Below are 17,125 nucleotides of genomic sequence, written 5' to 3' on the forward strand. Positions count from 1 at the left end.
TAGGGGATGTGTGTGAGACTACGAGGCGGATTCGAGCGGTAGGAGTAGGGATGAAGAAACTGCTCGCAGGAGTTTCGGCGCTGGTAACCGTAGCTGCCACAGGATGTTTCGGCGTCAATACCGCGACGGCTGATGATGCGCCGATCGGCGGTCCGCCGACCCCGGGGGCGCCGGGCGACCAGACGGCGTTCGCCCTCGGCGGCGCTCACGTCCTGGGCATCCCCTACGACGAATACATCCGTCAGGAGGGTGCCCAGTGGTTTCCCGGCCAGAAGCGTGAAATCGTCCGTTATCCGGCAGGGCAGGTCCAGGGTCACGTGTTGGAGCGGCTCTTCCCAGGCATCGGCGAGGCCGGCGAAAAGCTGTTACCAGGCCTAGGCCTGGACGGCCCCAGCGTCGGCGAGTCAGTCGACGTCGGGGTGAACAACCTCGACGCCGCTATCCGGACGGGTCGGCCCGGTACCGCGATCGGCTTGTCCGAGGGCGGATTCGTGGTCGACGGCGAGCAGGCCCGGCTGGCGAATGACCCGGCCGCTCCCCCGCCGGACAAACTGAACTTCGCCACGTTCGGCGACCCGATCGGCCATCACGCCTTCGGCCAGAGCTTCCTGACCGCCATGTTCCCGGTCGGCAGCGTCGTTCCCGCGCTCGACTACACCATGCCAGCGCCGTACGAGAGCCAGTACGACACCAACCGGTTCGTCGCTGCTTACGACTCGATCGCGGACTTCCCCGACCGTCCGGACAACATGTTCGCGCTGGCGAACACCCTGCTGGGGCTGGCCACCGGTCACACGGCGGTGGCCTTCACCAACCCAAGCATGGTGCCCCCGCAGAACATCAGGACCACGATCAATTCCAGGGGGGCGAAAGACACCACGATCATGGTTCCCGAAAAGCACCTTCCGCTCGTCATGCCGCTGAAATACCTCGGGATCGACGAAGGCACGCTCAACAAGCTCGACGCAATCCTGATTCCCCGGGTGAACGCCGGATACTCACGAAACGACGATCCCGCGACCGCCCCCGTTCAGGTGGACCCGGTGCACGGCTTCGACCCAGCGGAAGTCACCGCACCGGCCAACCAGGCAACCTTCGGCGGCGGCGCTGACCCTCTTTCCCAGATACTCAGCGGGGGCACCTCGGTGTTGTCCCACGGCACCGGCTAGACAGCGCGCCTATGTCTGGATCATCGCTTCTCGCCATGCTGCACGGACGTGCCAGCCTGCGGCCCGACGAGGTGGCGTACACGTTCACCGACTACGAGGGCGACGCCGACGGCGTTCGCCAGAGCCTCACGTGGTCGCAAATATCCCGCCGGACCTTCAACGTGGCGGGCGACCTCGGCCAGCACGGGTCGCTCGGCGACAGGGCGGTAATCCTGGCGCCGCAGGGTCTTGACTACATCGCGGCGTTCCTGGGATCGATGCAGGCCGGGCTCATCGCAGTTCCGCTTCCGCTGCCGCATCGCGGCTCGAGCGACGAGCGGGTCAGCGCGGTCCTCGCCGACACGTCGCCGTCGGTCGTGCTCACGACGTCCGCGGTGGCCGAAGATGTCGCCGAATATGTCGATCGGGCGCGCATGGACGACGTCCCGAAGATCGTCGAAATCGATTCGATGAATCTGGACGCCGATCGCGAAACTACCGTCCCGGCAGCCGATCTGCCGGACGTCGCGTATCTGCAGTACAGCTCCGGTTCGACCAGGGCCCCGACGGGCGTGATGATTTCGCACCGCAACCTGCAGGCGAATTTCGAGCAGCTGATGCGCAGCTTCTTCGCCGACTCCGGCACGAAAGCCCCGTCGGACACCACGATTGTCTCGTGGTTGCCCTTCTACCACGACATGGGTTTGGTGCTGGGCGTGTGCGCGCCGATCCTGGGCGGCTGGCGGGGCGAGCTGATGAGTCCCGTTGCGTTCTTGGAACGGCCGGCCAGGTGGGTGCGGTCGCTGGCCGCCAATACCTCTTCGTGGTCGGCGGCCCCCAACTTCGCCTTCGACCTGGCGGCCCGCAAGACCAGCGACCGCGATCTGGCCGGACTCGACCTCGGCGGTGTGCTGGGCATCATCAGCGGTGCCGAACGCGTCGAGCCGGCCACCCTGAGTCGCTTCGTCGATCGGTTCGCCCACTTCAACTTTCGGGACGACATGATGCGTCCGTCCTACGGCTTGGCGGAGGCAACAGTCTTCGTGGCCAGTGGCACCTGGAGTGACTCGTCGACGGTGCACTTCGATATCGACCAGCTCTCGGCGGGCCGCGCTGTGCCGTGCGCGGCCGGGACCGGCTCGTCGCTGGTGAAATACCAACCGCCGCAATCCCCGGCACTGCGAATCGTCGACGGCGACACCAACCGCGAGTGCCCCCCGGGGGTGGTCGGCGAGATCTGGGTACGCGGCGCCAACGTGGCCGAGGGCTACTGGCGCAAGCCGCCGGCCGAACAGCGCTGCTTCGGCGCGACGCTCGTCGACCCGTCGCCGGGTACGCCGGACGGGCCCTGGCTGAAGACCGGTGACCTGGGTTTCGTCCACGAGGGTGGGCTGTTCATCGTTGGCCGCATCAAGGATCTGCTGATAATCCGCGGAAGGAACCACCATCCCGAGGACATCGAGGCGACGGTCCAGGAGATCACCGGCGGTCGGGTCGCGGCGATATCGGTTCCGGTAAACAGCACCGAGAAGCTCGTCACCGTCATCGAGTTCAAGAAGCGAGGCGATTCCACCGAGGCGGCCATGCACACGCTGACCTGCGTCAAACGCGACGTCACCTCGGCGATTTCCAATGCGCACGGCGTGAATGTGGGAGACCTCGTGCTGGTACCGCCCGGCTCGATCCCCACCACCACCAGTGGCAAGATCCGTCGTGCCGCCTGCGTCGAGCAGTACCGCCGGCAGCAATTCGCCCGGTTGGACGCCTGAGCCGAGGCTGCGGGCGCTCTCCACGATGCCGATGTTGGTCACCGTCCTGGTGATGGCGCTGGCCGTCAGCGTCGAACCGTTCCGGGTCGGAATGACCGTGGTCATGCTGAACAGGCCCAGGCCGGCGCTGCAACTGCTCGCGTTCCTGTCCGGCGGTTTCGCCATGGGAACGGCGGTGGGCCTGGTCGTCTTGTTCGCCTTCCGACGCGCCATGCCGGGCTCGAATTACTTCGCGTTGCCCAAGGTGCAGATTGTGGTCGGCCTGCTGGCGCTGACGGTCGCGGCAGTCGTGGCCGCGAATCTCCCCGCGCGGTTGGGTGCGCGGCCGACGGGATTGGCCTCGCCGGTCCAACGTTTGCTGAGCCGGCATTCGCTGGCGGTTGCCGGCATCGCCGGTCTCGGCATCGCATTGCCGTCGGTCGACTACCTTGCCGCGCTGGCCGTCATTCTGGCCTCTGGCGCGACCGCCCTGACGCAGGTCGCGGTGCTGTTGATGTTCAACGCCGTGGCCTTCGCCCTGATCGAGATTCCGCTGCTGGCCCACCTGCTGGCGCCCGAGGCGACCGCCAGGTGGGTGGCGGCGCTGCATGACTGGATTCGCTCGCGCCGGCGCGTCGACGTTGCGCTCCTGCTGGCCGCGGCCGGCTGCGCTTTCCTCGCGGTCGGCGCGGCCGGCCTTTGACCCTTCGTCAACCGACGCGTTACCGCTGAGAAGATAATGAGTCCAATCCGCACCGGCAAAGGAGCCGCGATGAGCAAGGCAAGCATCGACCGTCCGCTACGCGTGATCCAGTGGACGACCGGCAACATCGGTCGGCGTTCGCTGCACGCCATCATCGGGCGACCCGACCTGGAACTGGCCGGCGTGTACGCACACGGCGCCGACAAGGTCGGCGTCGACGCCGCCGAGCTGGCGGGCTGGCCGGAGCCGACCGGAGTGCGGGCGACCAACGACATCGATGCGCTGCTGGCCCTGGGCGCCGACGCATGTTGCTATAACCCGTTGTGGCCCAACATCGATGAGCTGGTGGGGCTGCTGGAATCCGGAGTCAACGTGTGCACCAGCGCCGCGTGGATCACCGGCGGAAAGCAGACACCGCAGGACCGCAAACGCATCGAAGATGCTTGCCGGAAAGGCAATTCGACAATTTTCGGCAGCGGTGCGCACCCCGGCATGACGAACATGGTGGGCATGGTGCTGTCCGCATCGTGTGAGCGCGTCGACGAGATCCGGATCACCGAGTCGGTGGACTGCTCGACCTACGAATCGGCGGAAACCCAGACGGCCATGGGCTTTTCGCAGGATCCCGACACCCCCGGGCTGGCCGAGAACGTCCGGCGCGAAAGCGAGGTCTTTGCGGAGTCGGCGGCGATGATGGCCGACGCGATCGGGGCGAAGCTGGACAAGATGACCTTCGACGTCACCTTCACCGCGGCCACCGACGACTCCGATCTCGGCTTCATGAAAATCCCCGCCGGGACGGTCGGCAGCGTCTACGGCTATCACCGCGGCTGGGTCGGTGACCGCAACGTCGTCAGCGTCGGGTTCAACTGGACCATGGGCAGTCACGTCGTCCCGCCCAAGCCCCTGGAGCACGGGCACGTCATTCAGGTGTTCGGGCTGCCCAACATGCGAACCGTGTTGCACTGCCTGCCGCCCAAAGACTGGACAGAGCCCGGGTTCATGGGGCTGGGAATGATATACACCGCGATGCCGGTTACCAATGCCGTCCCGGCGGTGGTGGCCGCCGAGCCGGGAATCGTGACGCTGGCGGATTTGCCGCCGGTCACCGGTCGGCTCGCCCACTAGCAGCTATGCCGTACGCCACAAGCGGTGGCCCCAGGAGGAACGCTTGCGTGCACTAAGGTTAGTATCCCTAACTGAGCAAATGTTCCGTTGACAGTGGTGTCGTCGGCGGCGGTTGGTGAGCTTTGCGGAAGGCGGTCAGGTGGTGGCTAGTCCAGACTCGGGTACCCGCCCCGGCCTTCTCAGCCGCGTGCTGAGACGAGCGTGGATCCCGCTGGTGCTGGTGGTCGTTCTGTCACTGTCGGCGCTCATCGTGTCGCGACTGCACAAGATCTTCGGCTCGGAAGATCTGAACGCAAACGCCGGCAAGGGGATCGAAATCGTGCAGTTCAACCCGAAGGTCGTCGTCTATGAAATCTCCGGTGCCCCGGGCACCACGGCGAACATCAACTACTGGGACGAGAACGCCAACACGCATCAGGTCAACAACGCCGCCCTGCCCTGGTCGACCACCATCTCGACCACGCTGCCCTCGGTGAGCGCAAACATCATGGCCCAGAGCGACGGCAGCACGATCAGCTGCAAAATCACCGTGGACGGCATCGTCCGCGACAACCAGAATTCCGCCGGCCATAACGCCCAGACCTTCTGCCTGGTGAAGTCCGCATGAGCGACGTGCACAATGAGACCGAGCGCGACCTGAGCGCCGCCGACACCGGCCCGATCGGCACCCGGGGCTTGTCGAAGGCCGAGCGCGGCCATCGGCCCTACCTTCCCCATGCGATCCGCATCTTCGCGATACCGATCATCATCGGCTGGGTCGCGATCACCGTGTTGGTGAACGTCATCGTGCCCACGCTGGAGAAAGTCGGCGAGGCGCACTCGGCGCCGATGACACCGCTCGACGCGCCGTCGATGAAGGCGATGATGCGCTTGGGCCACAACTTTCACGAGTTCGACTCCAACAGCACCGTCATGATCGTGCTGGAGGGTCAGCATCCGCTGGGCCCCGACGCCCACCAGTATTACGACAAGCTGATCCGGCAACTTCGCCAGGATCCCAAGCACATTCAGCACATTCAGGACTTCTGGGGCGACCGGCTGACGGCCGCGGGCGCGCAAAGCGCCGACGCCAAGGGCGCGTATGTGCAAGTGAACCTCGCCGGTAACCAGGGCACGACGTTGGCCAACGAGTCGGTGGACGCCGTGCGTAAGGTCATCGACGAGAACAGGGCGCCGCCCGGTGTGAAGGCCTACGTCACCGGTCCCGCTGCGCTGTCCGACGACATGCACATCATCGGTAACGCCAGCCTGGCCAAGATCACGCTGTTCACCCTTGGCGCCATCGCGATCATGCTGCTGCTGGTCTACCGGTCCATCGTCACCACGCTTGTGCAGCTGTTCATGACCTTTGTGGCCCTGGCCTGTTCGCGCGGGGTCGTCGCGGTTCTGGCGTATCACAACGCATTCGGGCTCACCACCTTCGCGGCCAACATTCTCACCATGCTGGCCATCGCCGCGGGAACGGACTACGGCATCTTCCTCGTCGGCCGCTACCAGGAGGCCCTGGCCGCCGGCGAGGATCGAGAAGAGGCCTACTACACCACATTCAAGGGCGTCGCCCCGGTGGTGCTCGGTTCGGGCCTGACAATCGCGGGCGCGACCTATTGCCTGAGCTTTTCGCGCTTGCCGTGGTTCAACACCATGGGCGCGCCCGTCGCGATCGGCATGCTGGTCGTGGTGCTCGCCGGTATCACGTTGGGTCCCGCGGTGGTCTTCGTCGGCAGCCGCTTCCACCTGTTCGAAAGGCAGGCCAAGCGTGGTCGGCTGTGGCGCCGGGTGGGCACCGCCGTAGTGCGTTGGCCCGCACCGGTTTTGGCCGTAAGCGCCGCCATCGTTCTGGTCGGCATGATCGCCCTGCCGAGCTTCCACACCAGCTACAACGACCGTCACTACCTGCCGTTGTCGGCCCCGTCCAATCAGGGGCAAGAGGCCGCGAATCGGCATTTCTCCGAAGCGCGGATGAACCCCGACCTGTTGATGGTCGAGTCCGACCACGACATGCGCAACCCGGCCGACATGCTGGTGTTGGATCGGGTGGCCAAGAACGAGATGCGCACCCTCGGCATCGCCATGGTCCAGGACATCACCCGGCCGCTGGGCATTCCGATCCAGCACAGCTCGATTCCGTTCCAGAACAGCGTGCAAAGCCAGACCACGATGCAGAACATGAGCTTTCTCAAGGAGCGCATGAACGACATCCTCAAGATGGCCGATGATCTGCAAACCCAGATCGACACCACGCAGCGCCAATACGAGGTGTCGCTGGATCTGGCCAATGCCGCCGACGACAGCGCGAAGACCACGGCGGTGACGTCGCAGATCACCGACACCCTGCGCGACCACATCGCCGATTTCGACGACACCTTCCGCCCGGTCCGGACGTACTTCTATTGGGAGAAGCACTGCTACGACATCCCGTTGTGCTACGGGTTGCGGTCCCTGTTCGACACTTTGGATGGCTTCGATCAGCTCGCCGAGCAGTTCCATTACCTCACGGGCGACATCCAGCACACCGCCAAAGCAACCCACGATCTGAATGCGTTGTTTCCCACGCTGATCACCACGCTGAAAACCACCCGGGGGATCACGCTGACGCTCTACCAGACGTTCAAGGCGATGATCAATCAGATGGAGGCGATGAGTAACACCGCCATCGTGATGGGGCAGAGCTTCGACGCGTCGAAGAACGACGACTTCTTCTATCTGCCGCCAGAAGCCTTCGACAATCCCGATTTCCAGACGGGTCTTCGGATGTTCTTGTCGCCGGACGGTAAGTCGGCGCGGTTCTTCATCACCCATCAGGGCGATCCGATGTCGCCGGAGGGCATCGCGCGGGTCGACGCCGAACGCACCGCCGCGCAGGAGGGGCTGAAGCAATCCTCGCTCTCCGATGCCCGGGTGTATCTTGGCGGAACCGCGGCGACGTTCAAGGACATGGCCGACGGCGAGAAATACGACCTGATGATCGCCGTGGTGTCGGCCCTGACGCTGATCTTCATGATCATGCTGCTGCTGACCCGCAGCGTGGTGGCCGCGCTGGTGATCGTCGGCACAGCGGCCAGCTCGATCGCGGCGTCTTTCGGTCTGTCCGTGCTGATTTGGCAGGATCTGTTCGGCATCAGGATCCACTGGATCGTGATGGCGCTGTCGGTCATCATCCTGTTGGCCGTCGGATCCGATTACAACCTATTGCTTGTTTCCCGGTTCCGCGAAGAGATCCATCGCGGGCTCAAGACCGGGATCATCCGGTCGATGGCCGGTACCGGCGGTGTGGTGACGGCGGCGGGTCTGGTGTTTGCCTTCACCATGGCGTCCATGTTGGGCAGCGATCTGCGGGTGCTCGGTCAGTTCGGGTCGACCGTGTGCATCGGTCTACTGCTCGATACGCTGGTCGTGCGCACGCTGCTGATGCCCTCGATCGCCACCCTGCTCGGGCGGTGGTTCTGGTGGCCGCAGGTGGTGCACCCCCGCGGCGATAACGCCCGGCGGCCGGTGAGCGCCTGATTCGTTGGTTGCGCCCGGAACTATTCCGGCGGCAGCGCCACGCTCACCGCGACCGCGCCCGCGCCGACATGCAGCGCGAGCACCGGTCCCAGCTCGGTGATGATCGCCGGTTCGCACGCCGGCAGCCGCTCGCCCAGCGCTGAGGCCACCTCCCGGGCGCCCTCCGGGTTGTCGACGTGATGCACCGCCAGGGCGGCGGCATCGTTGCCGACGACCTGGCAGACCCGGCCGATCATTGCCTCGGTGGCATGGCTGACGGTGCGGACCCGTTGGGCCAGAACGAGTTTGCCGTCATCGATACGCAACAGCGGCTTGAGCGCCAGCGCGGTGCCCAGCCACGCCTTCGCCCCGCCTATGCGTCCGCTGCGGCGCAGGTTGTCCAGGCGGTGCACCACGATAAAGGCATGCCCGCGGTCCACGGCCGCGCGCGCGGCGTCCGCTACGGCGTCCAGGCTTGCGCCGTCGGCCGCCGCCCGCGCCGCGGCCAGCGCGACGAAGCCGGTGCCCATCGCGGCCGACTTCGAGTCGACGACGCGCACGTTCGGATCCAGGTCGGCCGCGGTGCGTTCGGCGGCCCGGCACGTTCCCGACAGCGCCGACGAAATGTGCACGGCCACTACGCCGTCGGCGCCGCTGTCGGCCAGCGCCTGCTGATAGGCGTCGGCGAGTTCGGCCGGGGTGGCCGCCGCAGTGGTGGCCGCCAGTTTGTAAATGTCATCGGGGACGTCGTCCACACCGTCACGCAGATCGGCGCCATCGAGCAAGATGTGCAGCGGAACGACCCGGATTCCCCACTTTTCGAGCAGGTCGGCCGGCAGCCGTGCCGACGAGTCGGTCACCACCACGACGCTCACAAGCGCTACCCTCGCGGCTTCTCGTTGGGCACGCCGGCCTGATTGCGCGGCGCCTCCTCATCGCGCTGCGCGTCCCCCGCAAGCGGGAGGTGCCCCCGCTGCATCGTTGCCACGCCGGCCTCGGCGAGCGCCTTGAGCATCAATTCCGCGACCGCCTGGTGGGCTTCGAAGTTCCAGTGAATCCCGTCGGGGTTTCCCCGACCGCTCATCACCTGTTCGGCGACAGCGGCTTTCAGATCGACCAGGGGCACGTTGTGGTTTTGCGCCCAATCGGTGATGGCAGCCGCCGTCCCCGCGCGGCCGTGGTGGGCCCGGCCGTAGGTGTCGGCGATGTGCACGGACGGCAGCGAGGCCACGATCGGGATACCGGGTCGGTTGACATCGATTGCGCCACGGGTCTGTTCGAGGTAGTCCGCACTCAGGTGCGGTGGTAGCGCCGATCTGGCCACTGGCGAGAGCCTGGGCTGCAGCCAGCCATAGCCGTCGCGGACCCAGCGACGCAGCCACGGCGGCCGCACATAGCGGATCAGCTCGCGCAGCGCGGTGGGCAACACCGACGGCAGCGAATCCATGCCGCAGGTCGCGAAGATGACCGCGCCCGCCTTCGGTAGCGCCGCCCACGCCCGCGGGTCCTGGGTCGCCGCCCACCAGATGTCCCGGCACGTCCACCCGATGCGGCCGATCAGCTCGACATCCCAACCTAGCTGCGCCGCAACGATATTCGGCCAGATCCGGGGGTCGTCGGCGGGCAGCCCGCCCGTCGGGCCGTAGTAGGCCAGGGAGTCGGCGAATATCAGCAGGGCGGGCTTCGGCGGGTGCTCAGAGGACATCGTTGGACACCTGCGCCGAAGCGTTCCACACATCCAGACGCCAACGGATGCTGTCGAATTCGTCGGCCGGATCGTCGCTGTGGCCGGACAACTGCACCCAGCTGGCATTGCCCATGCCACCCAGGATCGGCCAGTTGGCGACGGGAAGCTTCAGCAGCGCGGCCGACAAAGCGGCGATCAGCCCGCCGTGGGCCACCAGCACCACCGGGCGATCGGGCCCGTCGGGCTCGCCCCACTCCGGCTCGCCGGTCACCAGTTCGGCAACCAATGGCACGCTGCGAGCGGCGACGTCGACCCTGCTCTCACCGCCGTGCGGCGCCCAGGTGGCGTCTTCGCGCCAGGCCAGCCGGGCGCCGGGGGCCTGCGCGTCGACCTCGGTGTGCGTCATTCCCTGCCAGTCGCCGAGATGGGTTTCCCGCAACCGCTGGTCGACCCGGATCGGCAGGCCGGTGAGCTCCCCCAACCTGACCGCCGTGTCGTAGGCGCGATGCAGATCCGACGACACGATGAGCAACGGCTGCAGTTTGCCCAGCACCTCGGCGGCCGCGATCGCCTGGGCCCGGCCGAGCTCGCTGAGTTCGGAATCCAGCTGACCCTGCATCCGGCTGCCGGCGTTGAACTCGGTTTGCCCGTGCCGCAACATGATTAGACGCCGGACCCTCATGACGCACCCGACTCTTCGGAGTTGGTGCGGCCCTCATCGAGGTCTACCGGCACCACCGGGCAGTCACTCCACAGCCGGTCGAGGGCATAGAAGTCGCGGTCCTCCTGGTGCTGGATGTGCACGACGATGTCGCGATAGTCCAGCAGCGTCCAGCGGCCCTCCCTCGTGCCCTCTCGACGCGCTGGCTTGTAACCGGCCTTGCGCATCTTCTCCTCGACCTCATCGACAATGGCGTTGACCTGGCGCTCGTTGGAGGCCGAGGCGATCACGAAGCAGTCCGTGATGGCCAACTGCGCGGAGACGTCGATGACGATGACATCGTCGGCAAGCTTCGAAGCGGCGGCGCCGGCGGCCACCGTCGCCATGTCGATGGCCTCCTGGGTGGCGCTCATGGGTGATCCCCTGCGCTCAGGCGTGTTTCGCTGGTCGGCACCGGCGGCACGACCTCGTCGCGGTAGAGCCGGCGCTTGGAGACGTACTGCACGACGCCGTCGGGCATCAGGTACCACAACGGGCGGCGCTGCGCCGCGCGGCCGCGGCAATCGGTCGAGGAGATGGCCAGCGCCGGGATCTCGACGAGGGTCAGCGCGTCGTCGGGCAGCTCGCCGAGCACGCCGGTGACGTGCTCGCGGCGCAGCTCGTAACCGGGCCGGCTGACCCCGATGAAGCGGGCCAGCTCGAACACCGTCTCCCAGCCCTGCCACGACAGGATGGAGGCCAGCGCATCAGCCCCGGTGATGAAGTACAGCTCGGAGTCCGGGTTGAGGGCGTGCAGGTCGCGCAAGGTGTCTTTGGTGTAGGTGGGGCCCGCGCGGTCGATGTCGACGCGGCTGACCGTGAAACGGGGATTGGACGCCGTGGCGATCACCGTCATCAGGTAGCGGTCCTCGGCGGCCGAGACGTGCCGGTCCTTCTGCCAGGGCTGACCACTGGGCACGAACACCACTTGGTCGAGGTCGAACAGGTCGGCGACCTCGCTGGCGGCAACCAGGTGGCCGTAATGGATGGGGTCGAACGTCCCACCCATCACTCCTAACCTGCGAAGCTGCTTTTGCACGATTTGCCAGCTTACTTGAGCCGGTGTTACGGCCCGATTTCCCTGGTCGGGCGGCGGCGCTGCAACCCTATCCCGGCATCGGGTCGATCGGTGAGACTGGTGTACCCCCAGCTTCGATCGCTTCTCCGGCGGCCAGACAGAGGTCCTCGCGGTAGCGGCCTGCAACGATTTGTACGCCGACCGGCGTGCTGCCGAGCAGACCGGTCGACACGGTCAGCGCCGGCAGCCCGAGGTAGGGCAAACCGAGCTGGGTGAGCTGTGCGGCCCAGACCCGCGCGAAGGCGGCGTCGCCTTGCATATCGAGATGGTTCGCGAAGGGCAGCTCGGCGCTGACCGGTATCACCAGGACAGAGTAATTCTCGAACAGCGTCAGCCAGTCACGCAGAAGTGTGGCTCGGCGACTCAGCAACCTGGAGAACGCGGTCAGGTCGAAAGCGATGGCTTGCTCGCGCAGACGCTCCAGCACATTCAACGCGCCCGCGTCGCCCTCCCGTTGGGCGGCCGCAAGCTTGGCGTCGTACCCGTCAAGGAAGGCGAGTTTAGTTTGGGCATCGGCTGCTTCGGCGAGTGGCGGGGTGGTGGCCAGCTCGTCCACCTCCCACGCCGCGGCTTCGAGCCGCTCGGCCGCGTCGCGGACCGCTTGCGCCACTTCAGGTCTGGTGCGAAGCCCGTCCGGTGCCAAGCAGAAAGCCGCTCGCTTGACCACAGGGGGCGGACCTGACAAGGGCGCGGCCACCCACCACGGGTCGCGGGCGTCTCGAGCCGCCATCGCCGCGAATGCCAGCCGGATGTCGGCGACGCTGCGCGCCAACGGGCCTGAAACTCGCCCAAGCTGGGCGCCGATAGTGGGTTCGGGGAGAGAGGCGTTGAACGCGGGGACGCGGCCAAGTGTCGGGCGCAACCCGTGTATCCCACACGCGTACGCCGGATAGCGGATCGAACCGGCGATGTCGGTTCCGTGCGCAATCGCGCCGATGCCCGCCGCGACTGCGGCGGCGGCCCCGCCCGACGAGCCACCCGGGGTTAGGTCCACGTTCCGTGGGTTGCGGGTTTCCCCGTGCAATCGATTCGAGGTGAACCAACGGAGGCAGAATGCGGGCGCATTAGTCCGGCCAATGAGCACTGCACCGCTCTTCAAAAGATTGTCCACGACGGGGCTGTTAGTTTCGGCGATGAGGTCACGCTGTAGCGTCACGCCGTCGGTGGTGGCGTAGCCGGCCTGGTCGACGTTGATCTTCACCGTTACGGGCACACCGGCCAGCGGTCCAACGTCATCGCCGTGGCGCAGTCGATCGTCGATCATGGCGGCGGCGGCCAATGCCTCGCCGCGGCGATAATCAACCACCGCATTGATCGCACCGTTGACGTCATCGAGCCGATCCAAGGCCGCCTCAGCGACCTCGCGCGCCGAGACTTCGCGCGACCGGACCAAGCGGGCGAGCTCGGTCGCCGGAAGTTGCCATAGAGGCACTGGCGAAACTCCTTTGTCCGTCGCGGGTGCTGCACGTACAACTCGGTAATCGTCGCCTTTGCACATGACGACTTGCAATGACGATGACGCGGGCCACCCGCGAGGTCGAGGCCTGCGAGTGGGGATTGGGCCTGAGCAAGCTGCTGGCCGCCGCGGTGCTCGACTTGGTAATTGCACCGCGATTGGCGCCCGGAGGCCGGGAAGATGCGCGCCCTCCACCGCAGTGGAGCATACGACCATGCGACGAGAGCTTCGGTCTATACGGGCAGCAGCTGGTCGATCACCGCGGCCAGCTGCTTGGCGGACCGGCACTCGTGCATGGCGATGACATCTTGATAGCGCGGCGCCGCCGAGTCACCGCTGCCCCACAGGTGCTTGGGCTCGGGATTCAGCCAGTGCGCGTGCCGGCTGGCGGTCACCATGTGACTGAGCAGCTCGATCTCCGGATTGCGGTAGTTGGTGCGGCCGTCGCCGAGCACCAGCAGCGAGGTGCGCGGTGAGAGCACATTGGGGAACGCCTGCACGAACGACGCGAAGGCGTTGCCGTAGTCGGAGTGGCCGTCGCGGCTGTAGACGCCGGACTCGCGGGTGATCCGCTGAATCGCCACGGCCAGATCGGCTTCCGGGCCGAACATGTGGGTCACCTCGTCGGTGGTGTCGATGAAGGCGAACACCCGAACACGTGAGAATTGTTGGCGCAGAGCGTGAACCAGCAACAGGGTGAAATGGCTGAAGCCGGCGACCGAACCGGACACGTCGCAGAGCACCACCAGTTCCGGGCGCGCCGGACGGGGCTTGGCCAGCACGACGTCGATCGGCACCCCGCCGGTGGACATCGACTTGCGCAGCGTTTTGCGCAGATCGATCGATCCCGCCCGGCTGCGCCGCCGGCGCGCGGCCAGCCGGGTCGCCAAGGTGCGGGCCAGCGGCGCCACCACCCGACGCATCTGGCGCAGCTGCTCACCGGAGGCGCGCAAGAATTCTACGTTCTCCGAAAGCTGCGGGATGCCGTACATCTGGACGTGATCGCGGCCCAGTTGCTCCGCGGTGCGCCGTTTGGTCTCAGCGTCGACGAGCTTACGCAACTGGCTGATACGTTGCGCGGCAAGCGCTTTGGCGATTTCTTCCTGGCTGGGAGTGGGTTCGTCGCCGTACGAGGCGAGCAGTCCGGCCAGCAGCTTGCCCTCGAGTTCGTCGAGCGCCATCGCCTTGAGCGCCTGATACGACGAGAACGACGGGCCGCGGCTGGAGCTGTATTTGCCGTAGGCCTCGACGATCCGGGCGATCATCGCGACCAGGCGCTCGTCCAAGTCGGCGAGGTCGGGGTTCTCGGTCAGCAGATCGGCCAGCATCTGGCGCATCGCCTCGACGTCGTCGGGCGGCAACGCGCCGTCGTCGGACGAGTCGTCGACCTCGTCCTCGGTGACCACCGCGCGTGCGCCCAGCGCCGCCGGGAACCACAGGTCAAACATCGCGTCATAGGTCTCGCGGTGATCCGAGCGGCGCAGCACGGCGCACGCGAGGCCCTCGCGCAGCACCATGCGGTCGCCCAGGCCGAGCGTCGCCATCACCCGACCGGCGTCCACCGTCTCCGAGGGGCCGACCGAAATCCCCGCTCCGCGAAGGGCTTCCACGAACCCCACCAGGTGGCCCGGCAGCCCGTGCGGGGCGAGCGGCCGGGTGGGTCGGACACGGCGGGTGGCCATCGCATACTTCCTAATTCAGCCGCAGCTCGCCGGTCGCGCGCTGCTGGTCGGATTGATGTTTGAGCACCACGCCCAGCGTGGCCGCCACGACGGCGTCGTCGATCGTGTCCAGGCCCAGCGCGAGCAGCGTGCGACCCCAGTCGATGGTCTCGGCGATCGACGGCACCTTCTTGAGCTGCATCCCGCGCAGCACGCCGATGATGCGCACCAGCTCCTCGGCCAGGTGCTCGGGCAGCTCGGGGACCCGCGACAGCAGGATGCGGCGCTCCAGGTCGGGACTGGGAAAGTCGATGTGCAAGAACAGGCACCGACGCTTGAGCGCCTCGGACAGTTCGCGGGTGGCATTGGAGGTAAGCACCACCAGCGGCGTCCGTTCGGCGGTGATGGTGCCCAGCTCGGGAACGGTCACCGCGAAGTCCGACAGCACCTCCAGCAGCAGGCCCTCAATCTCGATGTCGGCCTTATCGGTCTCGTCGATGAGCAGCACCGTGGGCTCGGTGCGTCGGATGGCGGTCAGCAGCGGACGCTGCAGCAGGAACTCCTCGCTGAACACGTCGTCTTTCGTCTGGTCCCAGTCCCCCGACCCGGCCTGGATACGCAGGATCTGCTTGGCGTGGTTCCACTCGTAGAGCGCGCGGGCCTCGTCGACGCCTTCGTAACACTGCAGGCGCACCAGGCCCGAGCCGGTGGCCTGCGCGATGGCGCGGGCCAACTCGGTCTTGCCCACGCCGGCCGGGCCTTCCACCAGCAAAGGCTTGCCGAGCCGGTCGGCCAAGAACACCGCCGTCGCGGTGGCGGTGTCGGGCAGGTAGCCGGTCTCGGCCAACCGCCGCGAGACGTCGTCGATGTCGTCGAACAACGGCTTGGACCGGGCGGGCACACTCACAATCGGTTCTCCTAAAGCACTTGCTGCACGCGGGGCATCAGACCGGACGGGTCTGTCCGTCTCCCCACGCGATCCATTTGGTCGAGGTCAATTCGGGCAGCCCCATCGGACCGCGGGCATGCAGTTTCTGGGTGGAGATGCCGATTTCGGCACCGAAACCGAACTGCTCGCCGTCGGTGAAGGCGGTGGACGCGTTCACCATCACCGCGGCGGCGTCGACACCGTCGGTAAACTTCTGCGCAGCAGCCATATTGGTGGTAACGATGGCCTCGGTGTGTCCAGTGCCGTACTCGTTGATGTGAGCGATCGCGGCGTCGATGCCGTCGACCACCGCCACCGCGATGTCCATCGACAAGTACTCCCGGCGCAGGTCGTCCTCGTGCGCATCCTTGGAGAATCCGCCGTGCACCGTCACGCCGGCGTCTTGCAGGGCGTTCACCAGCCGGGGCAGCGCCTCTTCGGCGATCGAGACGTCGACCAGCAGCGTCTCGGCGGCGTTGCAGACGCTGGGCCGACGGGTCTTGGAATTCAGCAGGATTCGCTCCGCCACGTCCAGGTCGGCGCCGTCGTGCACGTACACGTGGCAGTTGCCGACGCCGGTCTCTATGGTGGGCACCTGCGCGTCGCGAACCACCGCGTTGATCAGGCTCGCGCCGCCGCGCGGAATCACCACGTCGACCAGGCCGCGCGCCTGGATCAGATGCGTCACGGTCGAGCGATCATCGGCCGAAAGTAGTTGCACCGCATCGGCGGGCAGGTCCTCGCTGACCAGCGAGGCCCGCAGCACCTGGACGAGCGCCTGGTTGGACCGGGCCGCCGACGAACTCCCGCGCAGCAGCACGGCGTTGCCGGACTTCAGCGCCAGACCGAAGGCATCGACGGTCACGTTGGGCCGGCCCTCGTAGATCATGCCGACGACCCCGAGCGGTACCCGCTGCTGACGCAACTGCAGCCCGTTGGGCAACGTATAGCCGCGCAACACCTCCCCCACCGGGTCCGGCAGCCCGGCGACCTGGCGCAGGCCGGCGGCGATGCCCTCAACGCGCCTGGAGTCCAATGCCAACCGGTCCAGCATCGCCGCGGGCGTCCCGGCGGCCCGGGCGGCCTCGAGGTCTTCGGCGTTGGCCGACAGGATCAACTCGGTGTGGGCGGTGATCGCGTCGGCAGCGGAGCTCAGCGCCTGGTCCTTGGCAACCGTCGGCAACAACGCCAGGACACGGGATGCGGCCCTGGCGCGGCGTGCGGCGTTGTGCACCTCCTGGCGCAAGTCAGGAAGCGATGGTGCTTGCAGACTCATTGAACCAGGGTATCCGGCGAATAAAGCCAGGGTGAGGCGGCCCGTTACCCCGACGGCGGCCGACCCGCATCGCCCGGCACCACCGCGCTCGCGATCGCCACTACCTCCGATGGTGGCGACCCGCATCGC

General features: G+C 66.7%; 15 protein-coding genes. 6 read left to right on the forward strand and 9 right to left on the reverse strand.

Annotated features, from left to right (window positions below; translation table 11 throughout):
* Positions 1-50 precede the first annotated feature (50 nt).
* From pe to DQP58_RS14615, 6 genes are all read left to right on the forward strand, one after another.
* Positions 51-1,169 carry an acyltransferase PE gene (gene pe / locus DQP58_RS14590; protein ID WP_112709047.1) on the forward strand — a complete coding sequence of 373 codons (1,119 nt, stop codon included), beginning with the start codon at positions 51-53 and terminating at the stop codon, positions 1,167-1,169.
* An 11-nt stretch (positions 1,170-1,180) separates the two neighbouring features.
* On the forward strand, positions 1,181-2,917 hold the full coding sequence (locus tag DQP58_RS14595) for an AMP-binding protein (RefSeq protein WP_112709048.1): 1,737 nt from the start codon (positions 1,181-1,183) through the stop codon (positions 2,915-2,917).
* Between the two features lie 31 nt (positions 2,918-2,948).
* Positions 2,949-3,599: a GAP family protein gene (locus tag DQP58_RS14600; RefSeq protein WP_112709060.1), complete on the forward strand. Its 651-nt coding sequence runs from the start codon at positions 2,949-2,951 to the stop codon at positions 3,597-3,599.
* 69 nt (positions 3,600-3,668) lie between these two features.
* A complete protein-coding gene (locus DQP58_RS14605; protein ID WP_112709061.1) occupies positions 3,669-4,727 on the forward strand; it encodes an NAD(P)H-dependent amine dehydrogenase family protein in 1,059 nt (352 codons plus the stop codon).
* Between the two features lie 139 nt (positions 4,728-4,866).
* Positions 4,867-5,334: an MmpS family transport accessory protein gene (locus tag DQP58_RS14610; protein ID WP_197498087.1), complete on the forward strand. Its 468-nt coding sequence runs from the start codon at positions 4,867-4,869 to the stop codon at positions 5,332-5,334.
* On the forward strand, positions 5,331-8,231 hold the full coding sequence (locus DQP58_RS14615) for an RND family transporter (RefSeq protein WP_112709050.1): 2,901 nt from the start codon (positions 5,331-5,333) through the stop codon (positions 8,229-8,231). Before DQP58_RS14610 ends, DQP58_RS14615 begins: the two co-directional genes overlap by 4 nt.
* A gap of 20 nt (positions 8,232-8,251) precedes the next feature.
* Here DQP58_RS14615 and DQP58_RS14620 read toward each other — a convergent pair whose 3' ends face one another.
* From DQP58_RS14620 to DQP58_RS14660, 9 genes are all read right to left on the reverse strand, one after another.
* Complete coding sequence (locus DQP58_RS14620) at positions 8,252-9,085, reverse strand: DegV family protein (protein WP_112709051.1); 834 nt, start codon at positions 9,083-9,085, stop codon at positions 8,252-8,254.
* A gap of 5 nt (positions 9,086-9,090) precedes the next feature.
* The gene (gene octT, locus DQP58_RS14625) at positions 9,091-9,915 is read right to left on the reverse strand and encodes a diglucosylglycerate octanoyltransferase (RefSeq protein ID WP_112709052.1); all 825 of its coding nucleotides are present in this window, start codon (positions 9,913-9,915) and stop codon (positions 9,091-9,093) included.
* Positions 9,905-10,579 carry a glucosyl-3-phosphoglycerate phosphatase gene (gene gpgP, locus DQP58_RS14630; RefSeq protein WP_112709053.1) on the reverse strand — a complete coding sequence of 225 codons (675 nt, stop codon included), beginning with the start codon at positions 10,577-10,579 and terminating at the stop codon, positions 9,905-9,907. Before gpgP ends, octT begins: the two co-directional genes overlap by 11 nt.
* Positions 10,576-10,971, reverse strand: a complete 396-nt coding sequence (rsfS, locus tag DQP58_RS14635) for a ribosome silencing factor (RefSeq protein ID WP_112709054.1) — start codon at positions 10,969-10,971, stop codon at positions 10,576-10,578. Before rsfS ends, gpgP begins: the two co-directional genes overlap by 4 nt.
* On the reverse strand, positions 10,968-11,636 hold the full coding sequence (gene nadD, locus DQP58_RS14640) for a nicotinate-nucleotide adenylyltransferase (RefSeq protein ID WP_112709055.1): 669 nt from the start codon (positions 11,634-11,636) through the stop codon (positions 10,968-10,970). The genes rsfS and nadD overlap by 4 nt, the downstream gene beginning before the upstream one ends.
* A gap of 67 nt (positions 11,637-11,703) precedes the next feature.
* Positions 11,704-13,107 carry an amidase family protein gene (locus DQP58_RS14645; protein WP_205869431.1) on the reverse strand — a complete coding sequence of 468 codons (1,404 nt, stop codon included), beginning with the start codon at positions 13,105-13,107 and terminating at the stop codon, positions 11,704-11,706.
* Positions 13,108-13,364: 257 nt separating this feature from the next.
* Entirely contained in the window at positions 13,365-14,813 is a 1,449-nt protein-coding gene (locus tag DQP58_RS14650) for a vWA domain-containing protein (protein WP_112709057.1), read from the reverse strand.
* A 10-nt stretch (positions 14,814-14,823) separates the two neighbouring features.
* Entirely contained in the window at positions 14,824-15,699 is an 876-nt protein-coding gene (locus DQP58_RS14655; protein ID WP_112709058.1) for an AAA family ATPase, read from the reverse strand.
* A gap of 37 nt (positions 15,700-15,736) precedes the next feature.
* Entirely contained in the window at positions 15,737-16,996 is a 1,260-nt protein-coding gene (locus DQP58_RS14660) for a glutamate-5-semialdehyde dehydrogenase (RefSeq protein WP_165827875.1), read from the reverse strand.
* Between the last annotated feature and the right edge of the window lie 129 nt (positions 16,997-17,125).

It is taken from the genome of Mycobacterium colombiense (assembly GCF_003284975.1).
GTDB classification, from domain to species: domain Bacteria; phylum Actinomycetota; class Actinomycetes; order Mycobacteriales; family Mycobacteriaceae; genus Mycobacterium; species Mycobacterium europaeum_A.

Bases quoted from the DNA above. Each gene is read 5' to 3' on its own strand.
- DQP58_RS14605 (WP_112709061.1), top strand. From the start codon at position 3,669: ATGAGCAAGGCAAGCATCGACCGTCCGCTACGCGTGATCCAGTGGACG.
- DQP58_RS14615 (WP_112709050.1), top strand. From the start codon at position 5,331: ATGAGCGACGTGCACAATGAGACCGAGCGCGACCTGAGCGCCGCCGAC.
- rsfS (WP_112709054.1), bottom strand. From the start codon at position 10,971: ATGAGCGCCACCCAGGAGGCCATCGACATGGCGACGGTGGCCGCCGGC.
- pe (WP_112709047.1), top strand. From the start codon at position 51: ATGAAGAAACTGCTCGCAGGAGTTTCGGCGCTGGTAACCGTAGCTGCC.
- DQP58_RS14650 (WP_112709057.1), bottom strand. From the start codon at position 14,813: ATGGCCACCCGCCGTGTCCGACCCACCCGGCCGCTCGCCCCGCACGGG.
- DQP58_RS14600 (WP_112709060.1), top strand. From the start codon at position 2,949: ATGTTGGTCACCGTCCTGGTGATGGCGCTGGCCGTCAGCGTCGAACCG.
- gpgP (WP_112709053.1), bottom strand. From the start codon at position 10,579: ATGAGGGTCCGGCGTCTAATCATGTTGCGGCACGGGCAAACCGAGTTC.
- octT (WP_112709052.1), bottom strand. From the start codon at position 9,915: ATGTCCTCTGAGCACCCGCCGAAGCCCGCCCTGCTGATATTCGCCGAC.
- DQP58_RS14595 (WP_112709048.1), top strand. From the start codon at position 1,181: ATGTCTGGATCATCGCTTCTCGCCATGCTGCACGGACGTGCCAGCCTG.
- DQP58_RS14660 (WP_165827875.1), bottom strand. From the start codon at position 16,996: ATGAGTCTGCAAGCACCATCGCTTCCTGACTTGCGCCAGGAGGTGCAC.